Source organism: Kitasatospora sp. CB01950 (genome assembly GCF_001905465.1).
Classification (GTDB): Bacteria; Actinomycetota; Actinomycetes; order Streptomycetales; family Streptomycetaceae; genus Kitasatospora.
Map to the genome: position 1 here is coordinate 122,163 of NZ_LISX01000014.1, position 12,871 is coordinate 135,033.

Annotated in this window: 15 protein-coding genes; 10 read left to right on the top strand and 5 right to left on the bottom strand. The window is 73.1% G+C overall.

What is annotated here, in order from left to right:
• The first annotated feature begins 13 nt into the window (after positions 1–13).
• From AMK19_RS36180 to AMK19_RS28145, 8 genes are all read left to right on the top strand, one after another.
• On the top strand, positions 14–181 hold the full coding sequence (locus AMK19_RS36180) for a hypothetical protein (protein ID WP_158071954.1): 168 nt from the start codon (positions 14–16) through the stop codon (positions 179–181).
• A 70-nt stretch (positions 182–251) separates the two neighbouring features.
• Positions 252–419 carry a hypothetical protein gene (locus AMK19_RS36185; RefSeq protein ID WP_158071955.1) on the top strand — a complete coding sequence of 56 codons (168 nt, stop codon included), beginning with the start codon at positions 252–254 and terminating at the stop codon, positions 417–419.
• A gap of 14 nt (positions 420–433) precedes the next feature.
• Positions 434–595: a hypothetical protein gene (locus AMK19_RS36190; RefSeq protein WP_158071956.1), complete on the top strand. Its 162-nt coding sequence runs from the start codon at positions 434–436 to the stop codon at positions 593–595.
• Between the two features lie 20 nt (positions 596–615).
• On the top strand, positions 616–786 hold the full coding sequence (locus AMK19_RS36195; RefSeq protein ID WP_158071957.1) for a hypothetical protein: 171 nt from the start codon (positions 616–618) through the stop codon (positions 784–786).
• Between the two features lie 28 nt (positions 787–814).
• Positions 815–988, top strand: coding sequence for a hypothetical protein (locus AMK19_RS36200; RefSeq protein ID WP_158071958.1), 174 nt, complete (start codon positions 815–817; stop codon positions 986–988).
• 33 nt (positions 989–1,021) lie between these two features.
• On the top strand, positions 1,022–3,601 hold the full coding sequence (gene lanKC / locus AMK19_RS28135; protein WP_073816571.1) for a class III lanthionine synthetase LanKC: 2,580 nt from the start codon (positions 1,022–1,024) through the stop codon (positions 3,599–3,601).
• 4 nt (positions 3,602–3,605) lie between these two features.
• Complete coding sequence (locus tag AMK19_RS28140) at positions 3,606–4,874, top strand: MFS transporter (protein WP_073816572.1); 1,269 nt, start codon at positions 3,606–3,608, stop codon at positions 4,872–4,874.
• A 55-nt stretch (positions 4,875–4,929) separates the two neighbouring features.
• Positions 4,930–6,024, top strand: a complete 1,095-nt coding sequence (locus AMK19_RS28145; RefSeq protein ID WP_073816574.1) for a helix-turn-helix domain-containing protein — start codon at positions 4,930–4,932, stop codon at positions 6,022–6,024.
• An 8-nt stretch (positions 6,025–6,032) separates the two neighbouring features.
• Here the strand turns inward: AMK19_RS28145 and AMK19_RS28150 are convergent, their stop codons facing one another.
• Positions 6,033–6,752: a TetR/AcrR family transcriptional regulator gene (locus tag AMK19_RS28150; protein ID WP_073816575.1), complete on the bottom strand. Its 720-nt coding sequence runs from the start codon at positions 6,750–6,752 to the stop codon at positions 6,033–6,035.
• A 97-nt stretch (positions 6,753–6,849) separates the two neighbouring features.
• Between AMK19_RS28150 and AMK19_RS28155 the strand changes: the two genes are divergently transcribed.
• Entirely contained in the window at positions 6,850–7,845 is a 996-nt protein-coding gene (locus tag AMK19_RS28155; protein ID WP_073816578.1) for an aldo/keto reductase, read from the top strand.
• Between the two features lie 88 nt (positions 7,846–7,933).
• Positions 7,934–8,476 (top strand): GNAT family N-acetyltransferase, encoded by a 543-nt coding sequence (locus AMK19_RS28160; RefSeq protein WP_443135048.1) that lies wholly within the window; start codon positions 7,934–7,936, stop codon positions 8,474–8,476.
• Positions 8,477–9,325: 849 nt separating this feature from the next.
• Here AMK19_RS28160 and AMK19_RS28170 read toward each other — a convergent pair.
• The 4 genes from AMK19_RS28170 to AMK19_RS28185 form a co-directional block, all read right to left on the bottom strand.
• On the bottom strand, positions 9,326–9,958 hold the full coding sequence (locus AMK19_RS28170; RefSeq protein ID WP_143200434.1) for a hypothetical protein: 633 nt from the start codon (positions 9,956–9,958) through the stop codon (positions 9,326–9,328).
• Positions 9,959–10,080: 122 nt separating this feature from the next.
• Positions 10,081–10,863, bottom strand: coding sequence for a helix-turn-helix transcriptional regulator (locus tag AMK19_RS28175; RefSeq protein WP_143200435.1), 783 nt, complete (start codon positions 10,861–10,863; stop codon positions 10,081–10,083).
• A 476-nt stretch (positions 10,864–11,339) separates the two neighbouring features.
• Positions 11,340–11,903 (bottom strand): peptide deformylase, encoded by a 564-nt coding sequence (locus tag AMK19_RS28180; protein ID WP_073816592.1) that lies wholly within the window; start codon positions 11,901–11,903, stop codon positions 11,340–11,342.
• Between the two features lie 17 nt (positions 11,904–11,920).
• Positions 11,921–12,856, bottom strand: a complete 936-nt coding sequence (locus AMK19_RS28185; protein ID WP_073816595.1) for a helix-turn-helix domain-containing protein — start codon at positions 12,854–12,856, stop codon at positions 11,921–11,923.
• Positions 12,857–12,871 lie beyond the last annotated feature (15 nt).

Here is a 12,871-nt window from a genome sequence, read left to right on the forward strand (position 1 = left end):
CGAGGAGACCGCCATGAGCACCAGCCCCACCGTCACGGACGCGGCCGAGACCGCCGCCGTGCTCTCCCTCCAGGAGACGCCCGTCGCCGAGGCCGGCCACGAGGGCCCGGAGCAGGCCTACAGCTCCTGGAGCGTCGTCACCTGCCACATCCGCCTGCCCGGGACGAACACCCAGCCCTGAGCCGCGCGGAGCCACCGCCGTGTCCCGCCGGGCCGATCGGCCCGGCGGCACCACCCATCGGGAGACCACTGTGAGCACCGATCCGATCCGTGCGGACGCCTCCGAGACCGAGGCCGTCCTCTCCCTCCAGGAAGCGGCCGCCGTCGACGACGACGTCCAGGCGCACGACGCCATGAGCGCCACCAGCGTGGCTCTGTGCGGCCCGCCCACCCACCCGACCCTCCCCACCGAGGCCTGACCCGGAGGCAGTAGATGACCACCGACCGTACCCCCGAGAACGACAGCGCCGAGGCCGAAGCCGTCCTCTCCCTCCAGGAGACCGAGACCGGCAAGGAGGTCGAGGCGCACGAGGCCAGCACCTGGACCATCGGCTGCAACATCACCGTCACCAAGACCATTCGCACCGAGTCCTGACACCCCCCGGGAGGCCGCAAATGAGCACCGACCGCACCCCCGAGGACAGCAACGCCGAGACCGAAGCCGTGCTCTCCCTCCAGGAGGCGCCCGCCGTCGGCGACGACGTCGAGGCCCACGCCGTCAGCAACACCAGCGTGGCCATGTGCCCGACCACGCCCACCAACCCGACCCACCCCACCCTGTCCTGACCTCGCACCACCAGCCCGGAGGCCGCTGATGAGCACCGACCGCACCCCCGAGGACAGCGACGCCGAGACCGAAGCCGTGCTCTCCCTCCAGGAGACGCCCACCGCCGACGACGGGGCGGAGGTGGAGGCGCACGGGGCCAGCCTCTACAGCACGTGGAGCATCGCCTGCGTCGTCAAGCCGCCCGTCACCACCGTCAGCTGACACCCCGCACCCACCGGACGAAGGAGCACGTTCATGGCCGAGGCGCTGGCGGAATTCGCCGTCGCGGACCGGGAGTACTACGAGCCGCTGGACACCGCCGCGCCGCAGGGCGACCCGTTCACGCCGGGTCGGCCCGCCGAAGGCTGGTCCGGGAAGGTGGGCGGGATCTGGACCATGTGGCGCCGGGAGGGGATGCCGGAACTGCCCGACGACGGCTGGAAGGTGCACGTCTCGGCGCGTCGGTCGCGGGCCGCCGCCGTGCTGGACACCGTCGCCGAGATCTGCTTCGCGCAGGACGTGGCGTTCAAGCACCTCGCCACCGACCACTGGTACTGGTGGCTGCACCGCAAGCACGCCTCACGGCCGCAGAGCGGCAAGTTCATCGCCGCGTACCCGGTGGACGCGGAGGCGGCCCGCCGGCTGATGGAGGCGCTGCGGGAGGCGCTGGACGGTGAGCAGGGCCCGCTGATCCTGACCGACCGGCGCTTCCCGGGCAGCGACACCGTGCAGTACCGGTACGGGGCGTACCTGGGCCGCGACGAGGTCGACGCGGACGGCAACCGCACCTCGCTGACCCGGGACGCCGACGGCAAGGCCGTGCCGGACAAGCGCGGCGCCTCGTTCCACCTGCCGGAGGGCTTCACCGACCCGTTCACCACGGCCGACCCCGAAGCCGCGCCCCGCCCCGAGGGGCCGGTCGTGCTGCGCGGCTTCTCGATCGAGGGCGCGATCGTCCACTCCAGCGGCGGCGGCACTTACGAGGGCCTGGAGGTCGCGACCGGCCGCAAGGTGTTCCTCAAGGAAGCCCGTCCGTTTCACGGCCTGGGCGACGGCGAGGACGACGCGGTCGACCGGCTGCACCGGGAGTGGCGGACGCTGACCACCCTGCACGAGCTCGCGCCGGGCCTCGCCCCGGAGCCGATCGCCCTGTTCACGGCCGGCGGGCACGAGTTCATGGTCACCGAGTTCGTCGAGGGCATGTCGCTGAACCGGATACCGCCGACCAGCCACCCCTTGATGAAGGCCGACAGCACCCCCGACGAGTACGCGGCCTACTACGCGCGCTGCGAGCGCATCCTCGCCTCCGTCGAGGCCGCGATGGAGCGCCTGCACGCCCTCGGCTGGACGTTCCAGGACGTCAGCCCGGCCAACGTCCTGGTCACGCCCGAGGACGACATCCGGCTGATCGACTTCGAGACCGCCTGCGGCCCCGACGACACACCCGGCAAAATGGGCACGCCTGGGTTCGTCCCGCCGCAGCACATCGTGGACCGCGACGGCCGTACCGCCCAGGACGACTTCGGCGTCAGCGCACTCGCCCAGACCCTGGTGGGCTGTCTGCCGCTCACCGTCGGCCGCGCGCCCGAGACGCTCGCCCACTTCCACCACGACCTGGCCGAACTCGCCCCGGTCACCGAGACGTTGTGGAAGCGCGCCACCCACTACCACCCGCCGAGCGAGTCCCCGGCGCTGCCGTCGCCGCAGGAGGTCGCCGCCGATCCGCTGCGCCACCTCGCCGACCTCCGCGAGGCCGTCGCTGCGGGACTGCTCGCCGCCGCCGACCCCGAGCACCCGCAACGGACCTTCCCGACCGTCCCGCAGGGCTACGCCAGCAACACCCGGTGCGTGCTGTTCGGCGCGGCCGGCGTGCTGCACACCCTGAACCGCTGCGGCATCGCCGCCCCCGAGGGCGCGCTGGAGCGGCTGCGCCGCGACGCGCTCGCCGACGCCGACCAGCTCGCCCCCGGCCTGTACGTCGGCCTGGCCGGCATCGCCTGGGTGCTCGCCGAACACGGGCTGCTGGACGAGGCCCGGAGCCTGCTGGACACCGCCGACGCGCACCCGCTGGTCGGGCAGAACGCCACCCTGCAGGGCGGCGCGGCCGGCCTGGCGATGGGCCACCTCGCGCTGTACCGCCGCACCGGCGACGCGCACCACGCCGAGCGCGCGCACGCCCTGCTGGCCGCCCAGCCGCACGGCGCGGACCTGGTGTCCCGGCTCGGCCGCGACGACGCCACCGGCCTGCTGCACGGACGCGCCGGACTGGCCCTCGCATACCAGCAGTTCGCCCGGGTCACCGGCGACACCTCGCTGCTCGCCCGGGGCGTGGAGCTGCTGCACGCCGAACTCGACCGGGCCACCGACCCGGACGCGACGGGCCTGCTGTTCCCGGTCTCCACCGAGGACAAGCGCGCCATGCCGTACCTGTACTGCGGCTCGGCGGGCCTGGCGCACGTCGCCACCCGGTACCTGCGCGCCGGCGCCGACGAACGGCTGACCGAGACACTGCCGCGCCTGCTCGCCCCGCTGCACGGCGGCCACACCGCGCTGCCCGCGCTGTACGCGGGCACGGCCGGGTTCGCGTTCGTCCTCGCCGAGCACGCCCTGCTGACCGGCGACGAGGCCTCGCGCGCCGGGGCCGTCCGGGCCGCCCGGCAGCTGTACAAGCACGCGGTGCCTCAGGAGGACGGGACGGTGTGCTTCCTCGGGTTCGGCCTGCTCCGCTACAGCACCGAGCTGTGGACCGGCTCGGCCGGCGTCCTGCTGGCTCTCGACCAGGTCCTCGCGCCCCGCGCCGACCTGCTGTTCACCCTCGACACGCCCGCGGAGTGAACCGGTGGCCCGCGACCTGACGCTGTACTGGTGGGGGCAGTCCGCCTCCACCGTCGGCTCCCTGTTCACCGCGATCGCGCTGCCCGTGATCGCCGTCGTCCACCTCGACGCGTCCCCCGGCCAGCTCGCGCTGATCGGCGCGGCCGGCACCCTCCCGGCCCTGCTGTTCGGACTGCCGGCCGGGGTGCTGGCCGACCGGATCAGCCGGCCCCGGCGCGCGCTGGTCCTGCTCGACGCCGTCTCCGCACTGGCGATCGCCGCGGTGGCCGCCGCCGTGGCGGGCGACGTGGTCTCGATCCCCTGGCTGATCGCCCTCTCGCTGGTGGCCGGCGCAGTGGCGGTGGTCACCGAGGTGGTGTACTTCCTGCACCTCAACCAGGTCGTCGGGGCCGACGAACTCACCAAGTCCCGGGCCCGGTTGCAGAGCGGGCAGCTCGGTGCCGGCTTGGTGGGCCGACTGGTGGCCGGCCCGGCCATCGTCGCCTTCGGCACCGCGACGGCGCTGGCGATCGACGCCGTCAGCTACCTGCTGAGCGCGACCGCGCTGCTCGCCATGAAACCCGTCGCCCCGCTGGACCGCCCCCCGCGTACCGGACCGTCGACGTTCCTGCGCGACGCGCTGGTCGGCGCCCAGGTCCTGTACCGCAACCGGTTCTACCGGGTGCTGATGCTGATGCTGGCCGTCCCGGTCTTCACCGGCGCGGGCAGCGGCGCCCTCGGCGGGATCTTCCTGCTGCACACCCTGCACGTCCCGACCGGCGTGTACGGCCTGGTCGGCATGGCCGGCGGGCTGCTGGGCCTGCTCGGCTCGACGCTGGCCGGGCGGGTGCTCGCTCCGCACCGCGACGCCCGGCGGGTCGTCGTGGTGTGCTACTTCGCCAGTTCGCTGCTCGCGCTGCTGTACCCGGCCGCCGGCGGGCCGCTGCCGCTCGCCCTGGTGGTGGCGGGCCTGGGCATCGGCGTGCCCGCCCTGTTCGGGGCCGTCGCCAATATCGCGCTCAGCCCCGTGCTGGTCTCGGGCACCAGCGAGGACGCGCTCGGCCGGGTCACCGCGACGCTGCACGTCTACGTCGGCGCGCTCGGCCTGCTCGGCGCGCTCACCGGCGGCCTGCTGGGCGATCTTCTCGGCGTCCGCGCCGCGCTGTGGGCGCTCGCGGCGGCCGGCGCGGCCGCCGTCCTGCTCGCCGCGCCGCTCGCCCTGCGGGTGGTCCGCGCCGTGCCGCCGCCGGACGAGCCGGCCGTGCACAAGGCGGCCGCCGCCGTCACGCCGTGAGCATCCGCGCACACACCGTCGCCACGAACCGAACACAGGTGCTAGCGTCCGACGCATGGGATTACGCGGACCGCGGCGCGCTGCCGCACGCGCAGCGATCGAGGGCCTGCGGGAGCTCACCGAACTCGGCCTGACCAGCAGTCAGATCTTCCGACGTGCCGACGAACTCCTGCGCCCCGCGCTGGAGTTCGACGCGGTGTGCTGGCACACCAACGACCCCTCCACCGGGCTGGTCAACTCGGTGCAGAGCGACGATCTCAACCTCGGCCAGTTCCAGGACGCGGTGCACCTGGAGGTGTGGGCTGACGACCTGGCCACCTTCCCGAAGATCCGCAACAGCGGGGTGCACGCCGAGACCCTCAGCCGGGCCAGCCGGGGCGTCCCGCAGCGCAGCATCCGCTTCCGCGAGCAGATCTCCCGGCACGGATTCGGCGACGAGCTGCGCGCGGTGTTCGACGCGGCCGGCGGCATGTGGGGCTGCGCGGCGTTCATGCGCGTCGAGGACCGCGGCCCGTTCCCGGCGCAGCAGCGCGAACTCGCCGATGCCGCGGCCAAGTTGCTCGGCCAGGCGCTGCGCGCCAGCCACATCCCGACAGCCGGGCCGCCGGGCGCCGACCCGACGCCGGCGGTGTTCCTGCTGGACCGGCACAACCGTCCGCGCGCGCTGTCCGGTCCGGCGGAGGAGCTGCTGTCCCGGCTCGCCGACCCGTCCCCGACCTCGCTGCGCGTCCCGACCGCGATCGCGATGGCCGCCGAGCACGCCCGCCGGGCCACGCACGGCCTGCCCAGCCCGCACGTCCCGGTGCGGATCCGCACCCACGACGGCCACTGGTACCTGCTGCACGCCGCCGCGCTGCGCGAGATGCTGCCCGCGGACCCGGCGGCCGACGAGGTCACCGTGGTCGCCACCCCCGCCTCGCCGGCGCACATCGTCCCGCTGCACCTGGCCGCGTACGGCCTCACCGCCCGGGAGCAGGAGGTCGCGCTGCTGCTGATCCGCGGCGCCGACACCCGCGAGGTCGCCCAGCGGCTGGCGATGACGCCCTATACGGTGCAGGACCACCTGAAATCGGTGTTCACCAAGACCGGGGTGGGCCGCCGCCAGGAGCTCACCGCGCTGATCATGCAGGCGCTCAACACTCCGGGCTGATCCCGCCCTCACTCCGGGCTGATCCCGCCCTCGTCCATCAGCCGGCGCAGCCACTCGCGCAGCAGGGCCGTCTCGGCGGCGGTGAACCGGTGCGGCTGCTCGGGCAGCGCGGCGTCCAGGGCGATGGCCAGGGCTGCGGGGGTGAGCGTGTCGGGCGCGGGGGCCGGGCGGCCGGTGATCGCGGCGAGGACGGTCTCGCGGGTGCAGCCGGACAGCGCGAGGTCGCGGGTGGCGGGCGGTTCGGCGATCAGGGTCAGGGTGACGCCGCGGGCGGTGGCCCGGATCATCTGACCGGCCAGCTCCACCGGCAGGCGCAGCCTGCCCTCCCGGGCGGCGCGTTCCAGCATGCCGGTGAGCACCCGGGCGGACCGTTCGGCGGCCTCGACGGCCTCTCCCGAGCGGGTGGCGCTGTACATCAGGGCGTAGAACGACGGGTGGGTCAGGCCGAACTCGACGTGCAGGTCCCAGCCGCGGCGCAGGTCGTCGACCGGGTCGGAGCCGGGCGGGCGGGCGGTCTTCTCGGCGAGGTAGCGCTCGAAGGCGTGGTTCACCACGGCGTCGATCAGGCCCTGCTTGTCGCCGAACAGCCGGTACAGGGTGGGGGCCTGCACGCCGGCAGCCGCCCCGACGGCCCGGGTGGACATGGCCTCGGCGCCTCCCTCGGCGAGGAGTTCGGCGGCGGCGGCGAGGATGCGCTCGCGGGGGTCGGCGGAGGTCTCTACACTCATGCGAAGCAACGCTACCGGATCCTTGTTAGCAGTGAATTATCAGTGCTAAGTTTCTCTCGCTACCACCGCTAACCACGAGCGAACGGGGAACCCCCTCATGGACACGCGCATCCTCGGCACCGACGGACCAGTCGTCTCCGCCCTCGGCCTCGGCCTGATGGGCATGTCGGACGCCTACGGCGCGGCCGACGACACCGAGTCGGTCGCCACCGTGCACGCCGCGCTCGACGCCGGCGTCACCCTGCTCGACACCGGCGACTTCTACGGCATGGGCCACAACGAACTGCTGCTGCGCGACGCCCTGCGCGGCCGTGACCGCGACAACGCCGTGATCAGCGTCAAGTTCGGCGTCCAGCGTGACGCCTCCGGCGCCTTCCTCGGAATCGACGCCCGCCCCGCCGCCGTCAAGGCCTCGCTGGCGTACTCGCTGCGCCGCCTCGGCGTCGACCACATCGACGTCTACCGCCCGGCCCGCCTCGACCCGGCCGTCCCGATCGAGGAGACCGTCGGCGCGATCGCCGAACTGGTGCAGGCCGGCCTGGTCCGCCACATCGGCCTGTCCGAGGTCGGCGCGGAGACCCTGCGCCGCGCCCACGCCGTCCACCCGATCGCCGACCTGCAGATCGAGTACTCGCTGATGTCGCGCGGCATCGAGTCCGAAATCCTGCCCGTCGCCCGCGAGTTGGGCATCGGCATCACCGCCTACGGGGTGCTCTCGCGCGGCCTGCTGTCCGGCCACTGGAGCCGGCAGCGGGCCGTCGGCGAACGCGACTTCCGCAGCTTCAGCCCGCGCTTCCAGGGCGAGAACCTCGACCACAACCTGACCCTGGTCGAGGCGCTGCGGGCCGTCGCCGACGCCAAGGGCGCCACCGTCGCCCAGGTCGCCATCGCCTGGGTCGCCGCCCAGGGCAAGGACGTCGTCCCGCTGGTCGGCGCCCGCCGCCGCGACCGCCTCGCCGAAGCCCTCGCCGCCGAGACCCTCCACCTCACCCCTGCCGACCTCGCCGCCGTCGAACAGGCCGTCCCCGCCGACTCCGCCGCCGGCTCCCGCTACGCCGCCCCGTTCATGGCCCAGCTCGACAGCGAGCGCTGACCGGGCCCGCGGCGGATCCCATGGCCGCCATAACAGCAGGGGCAATTCGGTTGATCAACTACCGCCCTTCCTCTAGTAATTGCCTGTGATGCGAGGCGAGACGATCGGGCTGCGGGCCCGACACGATGACGACATTCCGGTACTCCACTCCGAGCTGTACGAGGACGTGGCCACCCGGTCGCGCGCCGACTCCCGCCCCTGGCGGCCCCTGTCCGCCGCCCACTCCCCGTTCGTGGTGGCGGGGCCGGAGGACGACGTGGCGTGGTTCTCCGTCGAGGAGCTGGCATCGGGCGAACTGGCCGGCGAGGCGGTGCTCTGGGGCATCGACACCCACAACCGCTCCGCCCACCTCGGGCTGGCCCTGCGCCCCGCCTTCCGCGGCCGCGGGCTCGCCTCCGACGCGGTGCGCACCCTCTGCGCGTACGGCTTCGCCGTCCGGGGCCTGCAACGCCTGCAACTGGAGACCCTCACCGACAACGCCCCGATGCTGGCCGCGGCCACCGGCGCCGGATTCCTCCGCGAGGGGACACTGCGCAGGGCCGCCTGGACATACGACGGATGGGCCGATCAGGCCGTCCTCGGCCTCCTGGTGGACGACTGGGAACCCCGGGAAAAGCAGGCCGCGCAGTAACGGAACGGCCCCTGCAGCGCGACCGGGGCGCTCCCCTGCGGAGCGCCCCGCAGCCCGGAACGGTGGTGAAACCGGACGAGCGGCTGTCGTGGGGCCGCACGACCGGGCTTGGCGCGCAGCACGTGGTCGCGATGTTCGGGGCCACCTTCGCCGCCCCGGCCAAAGCATGATGAGACCGAAGTCCGACCAGTAACTCGCCGCCTTACCGTTCCCACACGGAGCGAGAGCCCGCAGGCCGCCCCCGGCAAGGCCTCGAACAGCTCCTCCGCCCTCACGGATCGCCGGCGATCCGCGGAACCCGCCGACGCTCCGGCAGGGGCCAGCGGGTCCAGCGCCGCCGACCGGTAGCCCCGGCGGTGCAGGCGACAGACTCCGCACGCCCTTCGCCCGCCATACCGACCGACGGCGTCGCGGCCCGTTCGCGGTCAGCGGCGCGGTTCAACAGCCACGCGAGGGCGGCGGCGCGGGCAGGATCGAGAAGGCTGTCGGCGAGGCCAGCCGCCGAACCCGCAACCGCGACCACCCGTCACAGAACCAGATGACCAGAACCCCGACCCCGTCCTGAGGGCCCCCGACCCGACAAAGACAAGAAAGCAAACCAATGTCCCATATGCCGGAATTCCAGAGAGTGGCAAATTCTCGCACCACCCGCGCATAACGCCCCAGGTCAACAAGACTGCTCCCCGCGCCCGCGGGGATGGTCCGCCGCCGAGCTCGGTGTTCTTCCTCCGGGAGAGCTGCTCCCCGCGCCCGCGGGGATGGTCCCTTCGCGCAGACGCAGGCTGCGGCCCAGTGGCGCGCAGGAACCCCAGGTCGGTGCACCGGCCGAGGTTCCTGCGTGTCCAGGACCTACACGGTGCCGCAGTCCGGCAGGGAATTGGTGTTCTCGGCGATGTCGAGGTCCCACACGTACCCGGCGCTGTTGGCCCACTGGATGCCGTTGCGGCCCGGCCGTTCGATGACCAGGACCATCCGCTTGCCGTTGTTGTCGTTGACCTTGCAGATGCCCTCCACGTCGTCGCCGGCCCAGGCGACCCCGACGCCCGGGGTGCTCAGACCCTGGCCCGAATAGATCGTGGTGTTGCGGATCGGGGTGACCCTCGGGCCGTAGCTCAGGCAGGAGGGGAAGCCGGCGGTGTTCTGGAAGATGAAGTCGTCCCAGATGTAGCCGGCCGTGTTGGCCCACTGGACACCGTTGCGGCCGGGGCGCTCGATGCCCAGGACCAGGCGCTTGTTGTTGTTGTCGTAGATCTGGCAGATGCCGGCCACGTTGTCGGTGGCCCAGGCCACGCCGACCTGCGGGGTGCTCAGCCCCGGGCCGAAGTACAGCGGGGTGTCGACCAGCGTGTTGATCCGGGTGCCGATGCCCAGAAGGCCCGCCGGGCCCTGCTGTGCCGCCGAGACGGGCGCCGCTGCGACGGAGACGCCGGCCGCAGCCAGGCAGAGCGCGCCGAGTGCTGTCGCGGTCTTCGTTCTGATCATGAACGTTCCCTCCACTCTCCGGGGTTCGTGACGGTTCGTGAGTCGCCGTTCCGTGGTTGAGCGGGGCGCCATGTCGTCGGTCCGCAGCCGGACCGCGCCGACGCGGTGCAGCGGGTTCACGCTCATTCTGGTGACGGCGGCGTCCGCGGCGTTGAAGATTCTTGCTCGGTTCGCGCCGGAGCCGCCGTCCCCCGCAGCGCGGCCCGGACGACCTTGGGGAGCTCGCCGGCGTGCCGGCGGAACACCCGCGTCAGGTGGGCCTGGTCGGCGAAGCCGTGCTTCGCGGCCAGCTCTCGCAGCGGTCGGGCGTCCCCGAGTTCCTCCACCACCGCACGCACCCTCAGCTGGTTGCGGTGGCCGGTGAGCGTGCGCCCGGTGACTGCCCGGAACACCCTGCTCAGGTGGAACGGCGAGCAGCCGACCAGGCGGCTGATGTCCTCCAGCCCCGCGGTCGGCGGCCCGTCGGTCAGTGCCGCGCACGCCTGGTGGACGAGCCTGCGGTGCGCAGCCACCGTGGAGGCGCGCCGCGGGCGGGCGGCAGGCTCGCGGCCGCCGACCGGCCCGGCCAGCAGGCGGTTGGCCCGCTCCGCCACCTCGAACGAGTCCGCCCCGGCCCGGCAGGCGGCGACAAGCCCCCGATGGGCCAGGCCGAGGCCCGCGTCCACCGGCAGAACCTGCGGGCCGGACGCGCCCGGGCACTCCCCGTGGACGTCCTGGTGGAACTGCACCACCGCGCTCAGGTCGGGGCGGCGGGCCAGGTGCGCGACGGCCGCGTCGTCCCCGCGGCGCAGCAGAAAGCCCGTGGCCGGGTCGACGAACTCCTCACGGCCGCTGGCCCGCAGCACCAGGCACCCGGAGCGGATCAACGACACGAGGAGCACCGCCTCGTCCGACTCCCCGGTCACCACCGCCCTGAAAGACCGGTGGTCCTCGAAGCATGCCGGCTCGGTGATGCGCAGCCCGGCCGCTGGGCGAGCCGCGTCCGCCTCACCGGCTCCTCGCCGGAAGGCCCGCGCCGCCCGTGGTGCGCCACCCGGAGATGCCGTGCCATGTCGCCCGCCCTCGGCGTTCGAACCCAGTTCCTCGGACCTGCCGTGTGGCGGCGTCCGACCCGCCCGGACCCGGGGCAACGGGACAGTTGGCGCGGACCCGCCCAAAGATGACCTGAACGCGCCAAATACCTGGCCGCACCGGCCGACGTGGGAGGGCGCGCGCACCGGGGATTCCGCCGTTCGGGCCCGTGCAGCCCGGCCCGGGCAAGGGTCGTCAGCTCGGTGCCTGCTCCCCGCGCGCTCGGAGATGGTCCCACCATCACCGGCGGAAGAACGGGGGTGCCGGTCTCCTTGAGGTCGGCACCCACCCGTCGCGAAGCCGGAGCAGGTCAGTAGGTCCAGGTGGACCCCGTGCCCCGGTACTCCTCGACGGGGATGGGGTGGATGCCGGGTCGCATGCGGTCGGTGTAGAGCAGGCCGTCGAGGTGGTCGATCTCGTGGGCGATGAGCCGGGCCAAGCCTCGCTCGTAGACCGTCGCGGTCTCGGTGCCGTCGAGGCTGGTTGCAGTGACCTCGATCCGCAGTGGGCGGGGGACCTTGCCGCGGACGTCGAAGAAGCTCAGGCAGCCCTCGTACTGTTCGTCCGCGTTGTCGGAGGCGTCGGTGACGCGGGGGTTGAGGAGGATGATTGGGGCGGCGTCCGGGTTCGGGGGGAGGACGAGGGCGGCGGCGCGGTCGAGGCCGATCTGTGGTGCGGCGAGGCCCATGCCCTTGGCGAAGGAGTGGACGCGGCCGATCCGGTCGACGGCGGCGAAGAGTTGGTCGATGACGGCCTGGGCGGCTTCGCGTTCGGCGGGCAGGTCGAACGGGGCGGCGGGGCGGTGGAGGATGTCGGCGCCCTGCTGGACGACGCCGAGGTTCTGCATGTGCTGGCTGGGCCGCACCTCGATCACCTGAACTCCTTGGTGGATTACTGCTGGTGGGGGTTTCGGAACCGCCATTCGAGGCGGAAGCGAGCGTGCAGGGCGGGGTCGTCGGTCGACCAGGTGAAGGTCCGCCGACCGTCGGCCTCCCTTCGCTCGGGTGCGGTCCGCAGCGGCACCGCCTCGGCGGTCATCGAGGTCTCAGTGCCCCAGACGACCGGGTCGAAGTTCGCGGGGAAGTCGAGGCGGACCAGGAGGTGCTCGGTGGGCAGGCGGACGGCCCGCTGGAACCAGTGGCCCCACTTGTCCTCAGTGACGCTGTAGGCGTACTCGATCCAGGTCGCGTCACCGGGGTAGAGGGGGAAGCGTCCGTCCTCGTTCTCGAACAGCAGCCACACCTCCTTGAACGCGTCGCGGTCGTGCTTGGCCTGCCAGCGCATCGCCTCGCCCTCGCATTCGGCGGCGAGCGCCAACTCGTCCCAGGTGAGGGGGTGTTCACGGTAGTGGGCGTTGGAGCGTTCCGGCTCTCCGGGGTAGCGGTCGACGGAAATCCGGATCAGGTAGCGGGTGATGGGCTCAACTCCGGTGTTCCGCAGGCGGCGACGCATGGTGAGCCGGTAGGCGGAGCCGTCGAAGTGGAGCCGGGCCTCGTCGTGCTCGACGACCAGGGCGGAGCCGGAGGCATACGGCTGCTCGGTCCGGCGCGGGGCCGGCGGTTGCTGCGGGCGGGTGCGGATGCGGACGCTGTCGAACTCCGTCCAGCGGCGCCGGATCGCCTTACCGGCGTTCAGCACCTCGTCGGCGAGGCGGGCGAACTCCTCGGTCGGCCGGTGGCGGCCGGACTCGATGTGGCTGACGTAGGACGGATCGAAGCCCATCTTCTGGGCCAGGCCCCGCATGGACAGGCCCCGCACCTCACGCCAGTAGGAGATTTCTGCGGCGAACGCCTCTGCGGCCTGCTCGACCGGATCGGCTTCGGTCATCCCGCGCTCGCCCCC